The organism is Cyclobacterium sp. 10D3-21 (genome assembly GCF_055809755.1).
Map to the genome: position 1 here is coordinate 4,153,021 of NZ_CM147924.1, position 19,499 is coordinate 4,172,519.

9 protein-coding genes are annotated in these 19,499 nt (G+C 36.9%); 5 read left to right on the forward strand and 4 right to left on the reverse strand.

Annotated features, from left to right (window positions below):
• Nucleotides 1-387 precede the first annotated feature (387 nt).
• Both AC0L7T_RS16400 and AC0L7T_RS16405 read left to right on the forward strand, forming a co-directional pair.
• Nucleotides 388-2,070, forward strand: coding sequence for a hypothetical protein (locus AC0L7T_RS16400; protein ID WP_473336626.1), 1,683 nt, complete (start codon nt 388-390; stop codon nt 2,068-2,070).
• A 152-nt stretch (nt 2,071-2,222) separates the two neighbouring features.
• The gene (locus AC0L7T_RS16405) at nt 2,223-4,532 is read left to right on the forward strand and encodes a hypothetical protein (protein WP_473336628.1); all 2,310 of its coding nucleotides are present in this window, start codon (nt 2,223-2,225) and stop codon (nt 4,530-4,532) included.
• 123 nt (nt 4,533-4,655) lie between these two features.
• On the opposite strand, the gene AC0L7T_RS16410 is transcribed toward AC0L7T_RS16405, so the two are convergent.
• The 4 genes from AC0L7T_RS16410 to AC0L7T_RS16425 form a co-directional block, all read right to left on the reverse strand.
• Nucleotides 4,656-6,866, reverse strand: a complete 2,211-nt coding sequence (locus AC0L7T_RS16410) for a carbohydrate binding family 9 domain-containing protein (RefSeq protein ID WP_473336629.1) — start codon at nt 6,864-6,866, stop codon at nt 4,656-4,658.
• A gap of 102 nt (nt 6,867-6,968) precedes the next feature.
• The gene (locus AC0L7T_RS16415; RefSeq protein WP_473336631.1) at nt 6,969-8,201 is read right to left on the reverse strand and encodes an alkaline phosphatase family protein; all 1,233 of its coding nucleotides are present in this window, start codon (nt 8,199-8,201) and stop codon (nt 6,969-6,971) included.
• Nucleotides 8,202-8,297: 96 nt separating this feature from the next.
• Entirely contained in the window at nt 8,298-10,094 is a 1,797-nt protein-coding gene (locus tag AC0L7T_RS16420; RefSeq protein WP_473336633.1) for a RagB/SusD family nutrient uptake outer membrane protein, read from the reverse strand.
• A gap of 13 nt (nt 10,095-10,107) precedes the next feature.
• Nucleotides 10,108-13,359, reverse strand: a complete 3,252-nt coding sequence (locus AC0L7T_RS16425) for a SusC/RagA family TonB-linked outer membrane protein (protein WP_473336635.1) — start codon at nt 13,357-13,359, stop codon at nt 10,108-10,110.
• A gap of 205 nt (nt 13,360-13,564) precedes the next feature.
• Between AC0L7T_RS16425 and AC0L7T_RS16430 the strand changes: the two genes are divergently transcribed.
• The 3 genes from AC0L7T_RS16430 to AC0L7T_RS16440 all read left to right on the forward strand — a co-directional run bounded on the left by AC0L7T_RS16430 (nt 13,565) and on the right by AC0L7T_RS16440 (nt 18,881).
• Nucleotides 13,565-14,167: a TetR/AcrR family transcriptional regulator gene (locus AC0L7T_RS16430; protein ID WP_473336637.1), complete on the forward strand. Its 603-nt coding sequence runs from the start codon at nt 13,565-13,567 to the stop codon at nt 14,165-14,167.
• Nucleotides 14,168-14,812: 645 nt separating this feature from the next.
• The gene (locus tag AC0L7T_RS16435; protein WP_473336638.1) at nt 14,813-16,888 is read left to right on the forward strand and encodes a tetratricopeptide repeat-containing sensor histidine kinase; all 2,076 of its coding nucleotides are present in this window, start codon (nt 14,813-14,815) and stop codon (nt 16,886-16,888) included.
• Nucleotides 16,889-17,492: 604 nt separating this feature from the next.
• Complete coding sequence (locus AC0L7T_RS16440; protein ID WP_473336640.1) at nt 17,493-18,881, forward strand: arginine decarboxylase; 1,389 nt, start codon at nt 17,493-17,495, stop codon at nt 18,879-18,881.
• Nucleotides 18,882-19,499: the final 618 nt, after the last annotated feature.

Genomic DNA, 19,499 nt, shown 5'->3' on the forward strand with positions numbered 1-19,499 from the left:
CTTTCGTAGGCTAACTTCGATTGCTTTTTCAGCCTACCTATTAAGAAAAAACAGCAATATCGTCATTATACTGTCTCTTATCCCTCTATAATATATGGGTTAAAACCCATGTCAATTGATCCTAATCCAAAAATCGGCATAGGCTTTTTATTACGTTGGAATCATGCAATAGGGCATGTTACGTCCTTCCTCATTAATTTAGAAATGTTACTATTATCAGATGCTATATTCTTGTTATTCTTACATTTTCACCAAGCACTTCTTATTCAAACCAATTAAATGGTTTGAAATAAAATTCATTAATAATTAGGTAAATTATTTTTATGTATATATTTTTGTATTTTAAATAATCTAAAATGTATTTAATATTATTTTAACTTCACTTTTATGAAAAAAATATTACTTATTATTATAGTTGCCTTTTTAGGATTTAAAACCTATAGTCAGAAATTACCAGACAATAGTAAAGTAACTTGGGCTGCCACAAAAAAGAACAGTCTTAAGAAAAATACCCTACAAAAGGTTATCCTAAAAAATGGCAATGGATATTTGATTTCTCAAAATCATTATAGTAGCCAAATTCTAGGGTCCCCTGCTTTTCCTACTTTACAGCGTTATGATGCAAACTTTAATCTGGTAAAGTCCAAACATTTAAAAAAACTGGATTTACCCAGATTCTCAATGTTTGAAGAACTAATACCCATTAAGGACAAATTGTATTTATTTTATTCCAGAAATGAAAACAGAGATGCTGCAAAGAGTATTTATAGTTTAGAATTAAACAAAAATAACCTTGAACCTATTGGGAAACCCAAATGTATTGCGAAGGGTAATTCTGCCAACAAAGCGCCTATTATTAATCCCCGTAAAAACGTCTACAATAGAGTTAATTTTCATTTCTCTCCTGATTCAACCAAATTATTGGCCGTTGAATTGATTTATAATAAAGTAAAAAATCAAAGCGAGTTTATCATTAAAACCTTTGATCAGGAGCTCAATTTACTTTGGAGCAAATCTTATATTGATTCAGATTTTAAATATGGTTTTATATCAATGAAACCAATTGTAGACAACCAAGGCAAAGTACATTTTATTGTAGAAACGATTGACCGTAAAAAAACTGCTATAATTTTTGGAGCAGAGGTTTACAAATATACGCTTATCAGCATTGATGGAACCAGCCGAGAAGCTATTAAAACCATTATTTCTATACCAGAAAATTACTTAAATGAATTGGCTTTAAAACTGACCAATAATGACGACCTATTTATAGCAGGATTTTACTCCGATAAAAAAGGGTTTTCTAATTCTATAGGAAGTTATAGCCGACTTCTATCCTCATTAGACCATTCAAACATTTTTGAAAGCATCGATAAATTTGAAGCTGATTTTCTACCTGAAAAAGAAGTTGAAAAAGCCAAAAAACGCAACAAAGGAAAACCAAGAGATACCAATTATTCTGTCAGGGATATTTTCCTTAAAAGTAATGGTAGCATAGTGGTTATAGGTGAAAAACATAATCGGACAATTTCTCCCTTTTCTTCAACTCCCATTTATGGGGGGCCAAGTAGCACACCAGGCATGGCTAGTACCCCAAACTATAATTCGTCCTTCAATTCAAAGGTTGAAAGGTTTTATTATAAAAATATTGTATTGATTGAGTTTTCGCCCACTGGAACCAAAAATTGGATAACCAAGGTTAAAAAAAGCCAATATAGCATTGAAGATGGTGGACTTTTCTCGTCTTTTCATGCCACACTTATTGATGATGACATTTATTTGATGTTTAATGATCGTGAAGAGAACATCAGAGTCAAGGAATTGGTCAACCCAAAAACATTCAATCCCAGAAATAGAAAAAAAGATTTTGTGCTTTCTTTGGTAAAAGTTAATAATAATGGAGATCAAGATAGGTACGAACTATCTAACTTTAAGAAAACAAAATTGGTATCCAGGGCAAAAGCCTTTGGCAAAACGGGAGACCATGAAATACTCCTTTTTGAGGAGTATAAGAAAAAATTCAGGTTGGGAAAACTCAATTTTGAAAAAGCTTTATCTAATAACCAATAATATCATTTTTAAGGTAAAGTCATTAAATCAAGCCATTGCTTAGCGATTTATTAGCGCTTTGCAATGGCTTTTTTTTACAAAAAAAAAGCTACATATGGTACATTCTTCTATCAAAGGGGTATTTAACTAACAATCACAAATTTTATCAACCAATGAAGAAGACTTTTAAAGCTGCGCTTATCCTAGTTGCGGCACTATTAAATTGTAATTACCTCTTTGCCCAAGACAAAGCTGACCATTTCTGGAAGCCTGTAGAGGATGCCCCTTTCTTGCAAGAACGGAGAGAGGTGATACCGACAGCTACCCCTATAAGTCAGGTGGCAATATTAAATGAATCTGTTTATTTCGTAAAAGATGGCAAATTAGGTCTTCTACAAGGAGAAAAGCTGGTTACTGTAAAAGCAGCACCTGACGAAATCAATAAAATTGAAGTATTGAAAGGTGACCTATGGGTTAGCAGCAATTCAGGGCTTTATCTATTTGATGACAAAAAATGGGCTAAAATCAGCGATGAAAAGTTTGTAGACTTTTGTATGCATTTGAACCAGGTCCATGTAGCTACTAGGGAGTCCATTTATAAATATGAAGGGGGTAAATTAATAAATATAATGCCTGAAGGAGGTTTTCTGTCCAGTGATGTAACCATGTTTATGGAAGACGGTAGCCAGCTTCTCGCCGATCCTGTTACTTTAGGTCCTATTACTGCCATTGAAAGTTATAGCCAGACCCTTCATATTCTCCGTCCAGGAGAATTGGTACAATTGGCAGGCAAAGTGGTCAATGAACACCTTATTGATTGGGGTAATTTGCCATCAAAAAACACCAAAGACCTACTTAGTATCGGAAGTAAGCTTTATATCAGTACCGATCGGGGATTAGGCTTGCTAAGAGGAACCTCCCTTACCCAAATAAAAGGCGCTGATGGTTTACCCGTAGAAAATACTGCACAGATGGTCAAAGGCTTTGACAGGGACATGTGGATAGGAACTCCCCGTGGTCTTATCAGAATGACCGCTGAAGAATTCCACTATTTTGGCGCGGACCTTTGGTTACCCAACAATAAGGTCAATGGAATTGCAAGCACCAAGAATAAAGTAGTAGCTGCTACGGATGGAGGCCTTGGTATTATACATTATGAACCGTATACCCTTCAGAAAAAAGCTGCGCATTACGAGCAATGGATGGAAGCTTACGGACATAAAAGAATGGGCTTTGTTCATCTATTGACCAAAAGAAATGGAGAATGGGAAAGAGAGATAAGTGACAATGATGGTGCCCATACGGCTACCTACCTTGCTGCTATGAGTTACAAATATGCAGTTACTGGTGAAGAAGCTGACAGGAAAGAAGCATTGGATGCCTTCCAGGCCATGCTATTTCTGGAAAGGGTTACACCTATAGAAGGGCTTATCTCAAGGGCTGTGTTCTCAAGAGAAGGTGACTCTGGCGGCTTAGACAATAGAGGCTCTGGTGGTTTACCAGCCAAATGGTATGCCACTGCAGACAGCCTATGGTACTGGAAAGGAGACGCTTCAAGTGATGAGGTAATTGCCCATTATTATTCTGTAGCCATTTTTCACGATTTTGTAGCCAAAGGAAAAGAGAAGGAGTTGGCCAAGGAACATATGACAAGAATGACTTCTTATATTATGGACAATGGCTGGGAATTAATAGATGCTGATGGAGAACCTACAAGGTGGGGTCGATGGAACCCAGAATATTTACTAAGGCCTTACGGCTACGAAGACCGTGGAATTAATGGTTTGGAAGTCTTGGCTTTCACCTATGCCACCTATGCATTAACCGGAGATGAAAAATACAAAAAGGGCTATGAGCAATTGGTGAAATGGGGTTACCCAGAAAACACAATTAAACAAAAGAAAACCTTTCCTCCTTCTCAAATTGCTCCATGGGATGATAATCTTGCCTTGGAAGCCTACATGATTTTGCTTCCCTATGAAAAAGACCCAGACTTGCGTTCCACTTACCTGAGGAGTTTAGAGAGAACCTATGAAATCAAGCGCATGGAAAAAATCCCCTGGTTTAACTTTACCTATGCAGCCCTTACCGGCAATGATGCTGATCTCGGCGCTGCAACACAACATCTTAGAGAATGGCCACTGGATTGCAGGGACTACAATTACAGCAACTCTCATAGGGATGACCTCTTTGTAGAAAAAGGTTATATCTCCTATGAAGGTGGCCTTAAAGCCATGTCTCCGAGGGAAACCGCTTTATTGCGTGAATCCAGAAGAGCAATTGTTTTGGATGGTGGCAGAAATGGAAACAGGATCATGGAGCCTACGGGTTATTTAAGAGATTACTGGAAAGGAAGGTATTATGGTTTTATAAAAGCCCCTACAGTTACAGATCAAAAACTATTGGAAGTAGAGAAAATTAGTCAATCCAATCCTGGTGCAAAACCTTATACCGGTACAAAAAGACCAGATTACTTGAAATAATTGATAAATATTAAAAAGTAAATAAAAAAAGGTGACTTCTGAAGCAGTCACCTTTTTTTTATAGTCTTAAAACTTAAAATAAGCAATCCAATCTTATTAATGACAGAATTTCTTCTAAGCAGATTAAAGGTTCAACCAATAGTTTAATTTCATCACAAAAGCCCGTTGTTTGGAAGCGAAGGTGTCTGGGAAGTAATTGTCAGTATATACTACAAACAAATCAGACACTGGAGCATAACGCCACTGAACACGGGTATTGATATTGATATTATCAATTTGGTTGTTGTATTGGATAAAGGTGGTCCAGAATAAACTTCTTGTAAAGGTAAGGTCAAACCTTGGTCCAATCAGGAATAAATCTGCATCCTTCTGTGGCTCTGGAAGCCTTAGCCGGCTATAGCTGATATTCATGGAGATATTAGCGGAATATCCGACTCTCCATTGGGCAGTTCCAAGAAAATTAGACATTTGCCCATTATAATATTGGCCTGTCTGCCCTACCCCTTTTAAAGAAAATGCTTTCCTGGGATCCGTTCTCATATCAATACCAAAATAATTGTACCTGTAAGAAGTTCCTTGTGCCAAAGGTTCTCCACCAGATCTGGTAGGATCAAAAGGGAAAAATAAATAGGTGTATTGGTTGTTTGCGCTTAGGGTAACCTCTGCATAGGAATGCAAGCGAATCAAGTAATTTAAGGTATGCAACTCATCCGTTATTCCCAATGTAGGGGTCCATAAAGTCTCAGATTCAAACCCCGGACCATGTCTATTGATGAGTTTTGAGTCTGGAAAAAAAGTATAGCTCATTATTGGAGCTATTCTTTGGTACCCCACTCTGGGTGTATAACCTACCAAAGGATTGTAATGCTCTCCCACATTGGAATAAGACAAACCTGCCATTAGGTTTACATCGGTAAAGGTTAATTGCGCGTGGCCAGTTCCTGTATTGCTTTGTTTCCCCTCTTCAAAGGTTTTATGATAAAAAAACTTTCCCGTCCAGCGGTTGTCTTTTGAGAACAAATTATAATCAATACCTGCCAGGCGGTTATGCTTCCCATTCACGAGGTTTAAGCCACCTTGTTCCATGTCCATGGTCTCTCTGTTGATGACCATTACCCCGACATTGGAACGATTAAATACCTTACGCTGCAAAGCGGCTACCGTAAAGTTTTTACCAGAGATTCCTCTGAGCGGGTCGTTGGCAGTTTGCATGTTCATGGCACCAATTCTCCAATCTTCGTTTAACTTGCCACTTAATCTTGCACCATATAGGATCTGATTTTGCACATTTTGGCCTGTATTTTCATCCCTGTCCACCCCTATTCTTCTGGAGAAAAAAGGTCTGATTCTATCTGTTCCAAAATCAGCAAAAAGATCTACATTCTCCAAAAAGAACTGTCGCCTTTCAGGAAAAAAGATTTCAAACCGATCTAAATTTGTCACTTGCTCATCTACCTCAACTTGAGAAAAATCAGGATTAACGGTAAGGTCAAGATTCATTGCCGGTCCAATTCCTATTTTAGCATCTCCTCCAAAAGATGGTTTTAGAGGTTCTTCAATACCATTGATATTGTTTTTTGAAGTGGCCATCGCTGCATAGGGTATAATCGAATAGTTACCCCCTGCTTTGGGCAATGGTTCAGAAAAATGAAGATTTCGGGAAAAGGCAGTGTGGGTTACATTGAAATTCTTAGGAATAGGGGTCCAGGTGGTTTTTTCAGAGTATTTACTGTCGATCCGATAAAAATTAATGTTCCAGTTTTCGGCTCCATCTTTGTACCTTAGAGTGGACAAAGGTATCCCAATCTCCACTATCCAATGATCCTCATGAATGGTTGCTTCGGAATACCACTTATTGTCCCAAGCAAGATTAAAATCAGTAGTCAATAAGCCTCCATTGCCAACCATGGCCTCTCTTTGCACCCCATAAGGGTTGACACCGAATATATAACCGTTGGTTTTGTCATTGAAAGTATCTATTACAATACTGATTCCGTCGTTCTGATTTCCCCTATAGTCTCTTCTTAAGGAAGTACTCACATACTTCTTTCTGTCTTCAGGGTTTAATAAAATCGCTGCTATGTATATGAATTTATCATCAAAGGACACTTTTACTTTCGTTTCAGCGATTGCCTTTGCTGTATCAGTAGGGAATGTTTGAATAAAATCACTTTCCCAGCCAATGTCTTTCCATACGGCTTCATCAAGTATACCGTCTATGAGCACAGGTTTCGTTGCCTTTTCAGCATATATCCCGGGATGTTCGGACTCTTGACTAAAAACAATAAGTATGGAAATAAAAGAAAGTAAAGCGGTTAGAATAAATTTTTGCATGAATTATAATGTTCGAAGACCAAGTTAAGCCTTCGAACACCAAATTATTTATTCTTTTTACATAAATGGTATACTAAAAAGTGATTTTTTTTATTGTTAGGCCTATTCTTCATTTGTTACCCAAACATTAAGGTAACCTTCTGGTAATTCAATTACCACTTTTAGATGTTCATATGCATATTTTAAATCGAAAGTAGCAGATCCATTTTCCAGAGCTACTTCTCCTATGTGCCTGTAAATATCTGTTTCGCCATATTTGAATTGATTCGTGGGGCTCACCCAAACCAAGGCTTTGTCCTTAATGCCATAATCTTTCCATGTAAGGGTAAGGCTTTCCCCTTTCAAAGCACCCGTCAAATGGCTTGCGTAGGCATCCCCTAACATAGATACGCCATCTAATTCCATGGCTTGATTTTTAGGAACGGCAATATCCATATAATTAACTATGGTTGGAAAAATGTCAACCACTCCAGGCGTATTTCCAAAAATACCATTGAATTTTTTATTGGATACCATCCATGTCGCACGCTCTTCATCTGACTGACCTCCATGTCCACGGCCTCCTACTTTCCGACCATGGTCTGTAGTAATGATGATCATCCATTCTTCATTGTGGGTTTTTTCTCTCTTCTGAATGGCTTCCCAGATTAGACCTACCTGTCTGTCCGCTTCCTGAATACCAGCATTCATTTGTGGGCTTTCTCCAAACCTATGCCCCATATCATCCGTATATTGCAAATACACCCAGGTCATATCAGGACCTTTATTGATAACATCGTTGGCTGCATAAGTTGAAACGGCCTGATCAATTTTTTTAATATAATCACTCTTTTTATCATGAGGATAAGAAAGGGTATCTATTTCCAGCCCATCAAAGTGATAATCCAATTGTAAGTGTCCCGTGGCTTCCAGGTTCTCACCTACCAACTTGGTCCGATTATCTAGCCAGGTAGAATAAACGGCTATGGTTTTATTAGGATAGTTTTCTTTGAATTTCTTGAAAATGGTTGGGTAATTGTAATTTGGCTCTCGGATACTATTTCCTTTGACATTGTGTTTGTTTACCCAAACACCTGTGAGAAGACTATTGTATCCTACAGCTGAAATGGTAGGTGTTTCAGAATAGCCATCCTTCATTCCTCCCACATAAGCATGTGCATATCCACCTTCGGCGGCTATATCATCAAGGTTAGGGGTAGGATTATTTTCTAAAAGCTCCCTTTGAATACCATCTAAAATAATAAATAGGGTCTTTTTCTCCTGCGCATTGGCGGCCAATGTCAGCATGGTGCTAAACAAAAAAACAATGGCTAACCTCATATTAATTTTCTTCATTTATTTAGGGTATAAAATTCATCTATTGATTAAACAAAAGTAAGCTGCTGAAAAAAATATTTCCAACAGCTTACCTGGTATTTCTAATTTAAAGTTTTATTCCCAACCAAAAATCTGTTCAAGATTTGGGTTCAGTGCTATTTGCTGAATAGGAATAGGCCTGTAATAGTATTTAGGCTCAATAAAGTCTCTAGGCGAAGTTTCAGTAACCATTGTTCCACCATCTTCTCCATTTTCCAAGTAAACGGTAACATTGTCATCAATTGTCCCTGTTTTGTAGTAAATAAGTGATTTTCCCAACTCATTTACATCCTTGGCATCGTCTTCAGGAATATCTGTTCCTTTATCTACCAAAAACACATCAGGAATACCATCACCTGTCAAGTCAAATTTACCCAAGCCAGAAAAATACATTCCTTCAGGTATATTTTCCAGTAATTTACCTGCTCCATAGCGCATCAAGTCGTCAAATCTGTAACCTTCTACAGCTAACTCAACCCTTCTCTCTCTTCGGATTTCCAATAGTACCCCCATCATAGCACCTGATACCTTAGGATATTTTGCCATCATAAAGGGATCCGGCTGCCCATTGGCCTCATTGAGCATTAAGGCTGGCATTCCAACTCTATTTCTAAGTAAATTCACTGAGGCATCCAGATCAGCTTGCGTTAAGGTTCCCAATTCTGCATTTGCTTCTGCAAAAGTCAACAATACTTCTGCATACCTGTAAACCGGGAAATCTAATCCTCCAAGCTCCAGATTATCAGTAGTGTTACCGTACCCTTTGTGTTGGTAATATCCACTGAAATTCCTGTTTAAAATAGGAATATAGGCGCTGCTTTCAGGCACACGAACCCATCCCGGATAAACCAAAGTTTGGTACAATCTAGGATCTCTATCCTGAAACTCTTCCACAAAAGAGAATTTTTCATATCCAGCCTTATCGGTAAAACTTGAACCGTCTGCCATTAAGTAGCTTTGGACCAAATCCCTTGCCGGAGATTGCTCATAGGTACCAAAAACACCAGTGTTTACATCACTACTTCTATCCTTATTGGCATCGTAAGCGTTAAATAAAATTACTTCTCCATTTTCCGCTAAGTTTTGACTATTGAATAGCGTTTTATAATCATTTTCAGGGTTTCCGGTATTGTATACAGTGAATTGCCCTGAATCCATGATGACTCCTGCAATTTCACTCGCTTTCGCTAGATAGGTGTCCGCAGTATTCTGAAGACCTAATTCTTCATGGTACTTTCTGAAAGTACCCTCGTATAATGCAAATCTTGCATAAAAAACCTTTACCGCCCAGTTTCCAGGAGTTCCGTTAGGAACACCTGTGGTCACATGTTCACTTGCAAATTCAAGGTCTTCCATGATACCATCTACCACAGATTCCCTGGTATCTCTTCCTTTGTACAAGTCTTCATCAGATGGAGAAAGCAATTGGTCATACCAAGGAACATCGGAATAACGCTTTACCATGTTGGCATAGAAAATCGCCCGATAATACCTAGCGATTCCTTCATAATGCTCAATAACTTCTACGGTAGCATCTGCTTGACGGCTATTTTCAAGGAAATAATTAATATTCCGCAATCTGCTCCAGTTCCATCCTACAGTTATATTCTGAGAACTTGGTGATCCGGTCATTATATTTTTTATTTCAACCGCACCGGTAGTTGCAAGGTTATCACTGTTTTGATCTACCTGGTACTGGAACATACCTGGAAGGGTTAACAATCCATTGACATAAAGCCTTAGGTCCTGTTCCGATTTAAAGAACGCTTCAGGGGCAATAGAAGTCTGTGGATACTTGTCCATGAATTCATCATCGCAGGCGCTAATCCAGCATATATTCAGTAGGAATATATAAATTATATATTTTTTCATTTCTAATTTGCGTTTATAGGTCAACATTTACACCGAATGAAAACTTTCTTTGGAATGGATAAGCAAAACCGTTTGCATCGTTAATGGCTTCAGGGTCAATAAATGACTTGATGGCAGAAAATTCATATAGGTTTTCTCCAGAAACAAAAACCCTAATTCTACTGGCTTTAATTCTAGAAACCCACTGCTCTGGCAAATTGTATCCTATGGTAATGTTCTTTACCCTAACATAAGCAGCATTTAACAAATAGCCTGTTTGTGAAATATCAAGCCCGGAACCGTAGTTTGCATCTGCTAGCCAGGACTGAAGTACTGGGTAGCTTGAATCTGTATTTACATCCGCTAATCCTGCATCGATATACGATTGACTGTGCTGCGCACGCATGGCATCACTATCTGCTTCACCTCGATAGAAGTCAAGGTTCCATGGATAAATATTGGCATAGGGCTGTTGGTAAGGCCCCCAGAAAAGATAATTCCTAGGGTAATAATCCTGCTTACCAACTCCTTGTAAAAATATTGAAGCATCAAAACCATTCCATGCCACACTTAAGTTGGCACCCAACTGGTATCTGGGACGACTGTTACCTATGACCTTAAGGTCTTTGGGTTCAATATCCGAAAGACCTTCCTCTATTTTACCATCATTGTTTAAATCAACATATCTTGGCCAACCTTGGATGATAGGTAAAGCTCCCCATGGGACAATTGCAGATTGATCAAGTTGACTGATTTCATCTTCTGAATTAAAAAGACCATCATTAACCAATCCCCAGATTTCTCCAACTTCCTGACCTTCTCTAAAATAGGGTTCATTTTCCTCGCCTTCTCTGTCATTTGTAAATAACCGTTGTTCATTTTCATACTTGGTGATAAATGATTTGGAATCTGACACGAAAAACTTAGAAGCAAATTCAATCGGCTTGTCATAACTTCCAAAATTGTTTCTATAGTTCAGCGCTATTTCCCAGCCTTTGGTTTGCAAATCTGCAGCATTTTGTTTCGGTGGAGAGGTACCCAATACGCCTGGAAGTTCCACCGGATAGGTCAACATGTCCTTTGTATCTCTAATATAGTAATCAAAGGTGGCGAAGAACTTATCTTCCCATAAGCCAAAATCAACACCGAAATTTTTTGTCACTACCCTTTCCCAAGTATAGAAATTGGGATCTACGGCTAGTAGTGGAGAACTCGAAACTACATTCTGTCGTTCATTAGCAATCAAATAGTCAGAAAGCCCAAAAGGCAAAGACTGCAGATAGCCGAAATCATCTACGTTCTGGTTCCCTAAACTTCCGTAAGAAGCTCTGAATTTCAGTGTTGGATCCCCGTCTATATTTTGAAGGAATCCTTCATCACTTGCTATCCATGCTCCTGATATGGAAGGGAAAAAGCCCCACCTGCTGGAACTTGGGAACCTGGAAGAGCCATCGTATCGACCATTAAATTCCAAAATATACTTATTATCGTAAGTATAGTTGGCCCTGCCAAATGCACTTTGGGTGGCATAAGAACTATAGCCAGGACGAATGTATGAATCGCCTGATGTCAAACCCAAATAGGGCAATGAAGAAGATATTAAGACCCTTCTTTCTGACTCTACAGAGGAGTAAGAATAACTTTCCTGATTGTAACCAGCAAGAAGACTAATGGTATGGTTCCCGAAAGTTTTGGTATAATTACTGTACAGGTCAAAAATAGTGTTTTGAAGGTTTCCATTTCTTTGTATCACAGACCCATCACCACCTTCGGTTCTGATATCATCCGGACCAAAACCGATATCATAATTTTTTCGGTCCCAACCATATATCCACTGCTCTCTTTTGAAACTCCCGTTTCCAGTAACAGTAAGGTCTCCATCCAGGAAAGTACCTGTTGCTCTCAAAATATTGTGAAAGCCAAACATGTCTTCCACATTTCTACCACCATCAACCAATTGAGCGGCAAGCCTACCTGCGCCTGTATTGGCCCAGGATCCATCAGGATTTTTGGCTACTTCTATAGGAGTACGATAATAAATATCCGTAAGATTATTGGTTGATTCCTCACGTTTGGTTTGATAGATATTAAGGTTGTTGTCCAATTTCAACCAGCTTTTTGGCGTAGCGGTAATCCTGGCTCTTAAGGAATACCTGTCCCAATTGTCAGGTTGTAATTTGTTCATCCCATTTTCTCTGGTGTAATCACCCGATACATAATAAGTCATTGGCATCCCCTCATTATTAGAGCTACCACTAATGGATAAACTTTGGTTGGTTGAGAAGCTAGAATTATTGAAAAAATAATCATACCAGTCATTGTTACCCATATAGGCCCACTGACCAGGATTATTTGGATCTATTCTTACATCTTCTACAGAAGGATCCTCAGAACGCTCTTTTGCCCATGAATAATGGTAATCATTGAAGTTGACATAATTCCATGGGGTATTACTGGTGGCATGGTCCATCACCCTTGAATAGATATATGGATCGGTCACTGGTTGAGGCATAACGGATGGCTTGCCCCAGGAGAAATTACTATTATAGGAGATTACCTGCTTGCTTCCTCCTTGTTTGGTAGTAATTAAAACTACCCCAAAAGCTGCTCTGGCACCATAAATGGCTGCAGAGGCAGCATCTCTCAATACTGAAAAAGATTCGATGTCCGCAGGATTTAATCTCAACAAATCATCATAAGCTACAGCCACTCCATCAAGTACAATAAGTGGTCCACCACCATTGATGGAAGTATAACCCCTAATATTGATATTTGGTATATTACCAGGTCTACCACCAGAATAAGTAATGTTTAATCCTGGGCTAACCCCCTGAAGGCTTTGCATTACATTACCTACTGGCCTGTCGATAATATCATCACCAGATATTTGATCAACTGCACCCGTCAGGTTAACTTTTTTCTGGGTACCATACCCTACCACTACCACCTGTTCCAGGAGGGTTTCTTCAGCAGACAAGGTTACATTAATAGTGGATCGATTTCCTACTTTAAGATTTTGGGTTTCAAAGCCTATAAATGAAAAGACCAATTCGGCCTGAGCATTTGCAACTTCGATGCTATACACACCGTCAAAATCTGTGATGCTAACACTCCCACCACCTTTTTGATAGACAGACACCCCAGGTAAGGGTATGTCTTCTATTCCGTCTTTGACTACTCCAGTCACCACTATTTGGGCCTGGACAGTCAGAACGACCAGCATAAATAAGGCTGTAAAGCCTGTTTTCTTACTGATTTTCTTAAACAATTGTAAATTTTTTTCCATAAAATATTGGATATTAAATTGGTACTGATTCGATTGCAGATTTGCAGTGCGCAAGGTAGTTCACACATATTACCCTAGTATTAATAGGGCTTTACCCTTTGTTTATTGAATACTCATTCAATATAAATTATAATAAAATTAACAAAAAATAGATTAAAAAATAAACATGATTGACTATTTTAGTGTTTTTATTTTAAACTAATATATGAAGACAACCATTAGGACCGAGCGAAAGAAGGAAATTATTTCAGGTTTTTATGAATTGTGCAAGCGAGAAGGTTTGGAAAATGTATCCATTGCGAAAATTGGAAACCACCTTAAAATGCCCCCAAGCCTGATAATGCATTACTTTTCCAATAAGAGGTTATTGGTTCTTGGCTTAATCGATTTTATACTCCACCAATACCAATTGATTTATAAGCCTATTATTCTAAAATCTGAAAAAGACAGTAAGCTGGATCCCAATTTATTGGTTGACCGTCTTTTTTCAAGAGAATGGAACCTCCTTTTTGATGATGGAGTCTTCTTTAGCTGTTACGCTTTTACTTTTAGGGACAAAACGATAAAAAATGAATACAAAAAGCTCCATCTGAAATTAAGAAATACTTTAAAGACAATTCTTGATAAAGATGAGGTACTTTCATCTAAAAACACTGAATTATTGGCGGAAAAAATCTTTGTCGTTATTGAAGGCGCCTATTATTATCTTTCCATGATAGAAGACCCTAAAGAATACAGTCACAAAATAGGTATTTTTAAAGGACAAGTACTTGACCTTATTCAATCCGAACAAAGTGTTGATGAGTAATTGAATCCATAAGCCGATAGATAAAATTATCCCTCTCCCCCAGCTAACTTTAAATTTCCCTGTGTACGGCCATGTCTTTGTCACTATAAATTAATTATTCAAGTACCTTTTGTTTAGATAGATTGGTTTTAATGCGAATCCAATAACCTGGAAAAAGTAACGTTTTGTTGTTACCTGAGACCAAGAGTTTGTAAGTATTGTAACTGAAAACAGGAAACAATACCAACAAAACAATAGGTTTATTGCTCTATCGTCCCCTTTAATTACCCACGAACATGCTTTTGATAGGAAATGCAATGACTGACTGATTTGGCAGACTTTTCATTATGCAGTCGAAAGGCAATTCATATTTTGAGTCATGCCTAATTTCAATTCTTGCTGTTAGGCTACAACTTTGACTTTAACATTTATAAAAATTATTATACATATATTTAAGAATGAGAATTAAATCTATCCCTGAATATCCATTTTCTGATTTTTAAAACCCATTAAAACAAATAAACGTAATTCAAATCTTTAAAAATGTATGTTAAAACTTAAGGGCTTTCTTTAATAATTCATTCCATGCAAGTCACCTAAAAAGTTGTGAATTTACCTTTTTAAAAATTAGTCTTTTTAAAGAATAATGGATTAATTTGGACGAATATGAAAAAACGGAGTGTTTTTGTTTTTAATCTTGTAAATTATTGGGGGCATCTTTATGTATTTTTTTTATGCATCCTAATTAACACAGCATGCAATAGCACCAATACTATAAATGAAAACCCTTCACCGGAGCTCATTGAAGCATTGGATGATGCTGGGATATTTTTAAACAATGGTCAATATGAAAGAGCCTTTAGTTATTTTGACAGTGTCTACAATTCAATACCTGACAGGAGTCATTTAGATACCTGGGAGTGGTATAATTTCTATGCTGATTTTTACTTAAAGTATGAAGTAGACCTTATAAAATCTGAGCAATTTTTAGACAGCATGTACCTTATCTTGAGAAAAGAAGACAAGGTAAATGATTATAGGTTTGTTCTGACAAACTTCATGGAAGGAGACATTTCAAAAGCCAACCATAAGTATAACAATGCCTTCCAAAGCTTTTTCAAAGGAAGAGAGTACGCCATTGAAAACCTGGACGATTGTCATGTCAGCAACCTAACTTACAGACTTGGGATCTTTCGATTTGATCAAAAACAGTACCAAGAGGCAATCCCTTTCTTCAAAAAGGCGATAGCAGAAAATAAGGCCTGCTTGGGAAATGAAAGTTTAATACAAAACATCAATGAACCTCAAAACTACAGGAATACATTGGCCTTGTGTTATGAAAAAATAGAGAAATATGATAGTGCGGCCTATTATTATATAGATGCTTTAGCCTTTCTTGAGGAAATCAAGCCAAAATATCCCGAAAAAGAATTATTTATAACTTCTGCAATGGGAGTTGTAAAAGGAAATTTAGGAGGCGTAATGGCCAAGCTTGGTAAAACAGGAGTTGCAAAAAAGCTATTAAAAAGTAGTATCGCAATAAATAGCAAACCTAACTATGATCAAAGTGATGCCCAAACGGCTAAACTTAAATTGGCTCAAATATACATAGATGAGGGATCCTTTGATGAGGCGTTGGTATATCTGGATGAACTTGACAAAGAATTGCCCAATTCTGAATTAAAAAACCGAAAATATTCAGACATTGTGCTTCGCTGGTACCTGACAAAAGGAACCTATTTTGAAAATAAAGGAGACCTTGTTAACACTTTGGCACTAATGAAATCCTACCATCAATTAAATGATTCCATTCAAAAAGTAGATCAAGAGTTAAAGTATGTAGACGTGGAAGGTTCTTTTAGAAATGCTGCGCAGAAATACGAATTATCAATTGTCAACAGAGACAATAAAATAAAAAACATCTACTTGGGCACAGCGCTGGTTTTCACCATTCTGTTGGCAATTTTTCTAATATTTAATTGGAATAATTTAAAAAAATTAAAGAAAACCAATAATCTTATCCTTCAAAAAAACCAAGACCTTCAGGATACATTAAGCGCTTTGGAATTTAGCCAATCCGAAAATACCAAAATCATGTACATGGTAGCCCATGACCTACGCAACCCAATAAGTAGTATGATCATGATGGCAAATATGATACTAGATGACCCCCAATTAAATGGAGAAAATAAATACCTTTTGGAAAACATTAAGACTTCTTGCAGTAATTCCATGAATCTCATCACAGAGATGTTGCTTCCAAATAAGGACAATAACAGATTAATTAAAGAAGAAGTACAAATAGACCACTTATTAAAATATTGTGTTGAAATATTAAACCACAAAGCGGAAGAAAAGCAACAAAAAATACATTTGAGCACTCTTCCTGTTACCGCCTTGATCAGCAAAGAAAAGATGTGGCGTGTTCTGACTAATTTAATAGCAAATGCCATCAAATTCACGCCTATAGGGAAAAATATTGACGTTATCATGCAAAGCACATATGACATTATAACCATCAAAATAAAAGACGAGGGAATAGGTATTCCGAATTCTTTAAAAAACATGGTATTTGATTGGGACACAATGGGCAAAAGAACAGGCACTAATGGTGAAAAACCTTTTGGAATGGGATTGGCCATTTCAAAACAAATCATCTCCGCACATGAAGGGGAAATATGGTTCGAGTCTGAAGAAAATGCAGGTACCACCTTTTACGTTGAGTTTCCAATCAAAAACTGATCCCCTCCCCTAAATCCCTATCTTAGATTCTCCCATAAGTAATTCCCCAATTTTTTGAGACCTATTGCATAATATCACTACACTCTTTATCGCTTACATTATTTTCGATGTTGATGTTTACCGAGAAATTTTACCTATACCAAAAATTCTTATGGAGTGAAATATTTGAAGCAAATGGCGTGAGCCCTTTTGAAAAATAACAAAATCTCCTAAGCTGCATTGCGAATATTTCCAGGTTATTGAATCCGGGTTTAATTCCACCGTAAGGGCTTCAAAACCCTGGAAAATCTATTGATTTACCCATTCCTGAAATGTATAATTGTAATTAATCAGTCTAAAGTTAGCTATTTAAGGCTACTGGGCTGCGATTTTAATTCCATAGAACGATGACCGCTATTTTCTGGCGTGAAAATTGAACCAATTAATAGAACATTAACTTTGAATAAAAATCAAGACAGAAGTGTCAAAAAGTTTGTTCAAAGAAATGAATTTAAACTGGGATTTTTCAAATTTGTTCTTTTTCAAATAAAAATTGATTTGATATTACAGTTTTTAATGCAATTTTTGAACCGAGTATATACTTAATGTCTATTAGCCGCCAGAAATGAACAAATACATTGACCTCATAAAGCAGACTTTTGATTTTCCGACCAAGGAATTCAAGGTTTCGGAAAATCAATTGCAATTCAACGGAATTAATTTATTGGATATTATTGAAGAATACGGAACGCCCTTAAAATTAACTTACTTACCTAAAATTTCTGAAAACATCCAGAATGCGAAAACCTACTTTGGCAACGCAATGGAAACGCATGATTATAAGGGTAGTTATACTTATTGCTATTGTACCAAATCCTCTCATTTTAGTTTTGTTGTCAATGAGGCCCTTAAAAACGGTGCACATATAGAAACCAGCAGCACTTTTGATATACCACTTATCAAGAGCCTTTATGCCAATGGGAAAATTAATAAAGATATTTTTATTGTTTGTAATGGGTTTAAAAGAGACTTGTACAAACAATACATTACAGAATTGCTCAACGATGGTTTTGTGAATTGCATTCCAATACTGGACAATATTACAGAGATCGATTATTACCTGGAGCATGTTAAAGTCCCTTTTAAAGTCGGAATCAGAATCGCCGCAGATGAAGAACCAACTTTTGGTTTTTACACTTCTCGGTTGGGCGTAAGGTACAATGACATCATCAGCCTTTATGAGGAGAAAATCAAAAACAATCCCAATGTAAGCCTTAAAATGCTTCATTTCTTTATCAATTCGGGTATCCGTGATACTGCCTACTATTGGTCAGAACTGACACGTTTTATCCAGAAATATGTAGAACTTAAAAAGGTAGCTCCAGAACTGGATACCATGGATATTGGTGGTGGTTGGCCCATTAAGACCAATGTGTTTTTTGATTATGATTACCAATACATGGCAGACCAAATCATTAAAAACATCAAATGGATGTGTGCCAAGAACAATACCATCGAGCCGAATATATTTACGGAATTTGGGAGCTACACAGTAGGGGAAAGTGGAGCAGTATTGTATTCCATTCTCGATGAGAAATTACAAAATGATAAAGAGCTATGGTACATGATTGATGGCTCTTTTATTACCCAACTACCAGATAGCTGGGGATTAAATCAAAAATACATCATGTTGGCTATAAACAATTGGGACAAGGAATACCACAATATCTCACTAGGAGGTTTGACTTGTGACAGCATGGATTACTATAATTCAGAATCTCATCAATTCAATATCTACCTGCCCAAAAGAGAAAAAGACAATCAACAATATATTGGCTTTTTCCATACTGGCGCTTACCAGGAGTCTTTGGGAGGCTATGGAGGAATTCAGCATTGCCTTATACCCGCGCCTAAACATGTAATCATTGACAGAAATAAGGATGGCACAATTCAACATCGATTATTTGCTCCAGAACAAGAAAGCAAAGACATGATGAAAATTCTAGGCTATTAATCCACTTTATTTTACACAAAATAAATACTTTTTAAACCAAGGATACTGCATTCAGTATCCTTGGTTTTTTTTGTTTAACCAGAAAGTAATGGATTTGAAAACGGGATAGCACTACCCTTCTAGGTAAAAGTTTATTGTTTAGAAAAAATAAAACTAATTTTTTAGTCGTTTTAGGCATAAAAATAAGCTATGAAAAATTTCCCATAGCTTAAGTCAATTAACAATAAACCCAAAATAACCAGTTGTATTAGCAGGATTTGAACCTGCGATGAAACCATCACCAATTCCCTTATTAGGGTAATACAAATATCATTTCTTTCGATTTGATAACACAAATATAGGGATAATAATTATTTTACAAAAGTATAAGTGATTTATTTATATTTTTTTTTAACTATTGCAGTTAATTGAAAAAATTACTTGTAAAGTAAAGAGATCCAATACATTTAATACGTCTCCAACAAAATGTCTTTAAACATAGGTAAAAATAAGGGATTACAATGAAATCTTAAATGCATACAATACGAAGTGCTGCTCTCCTAAATACTGATCAGGGGAGCAGCGCTTTATATTTTTATTTAGTCATAAATTGATCTGTGGGCAATTTATGACTTTAAA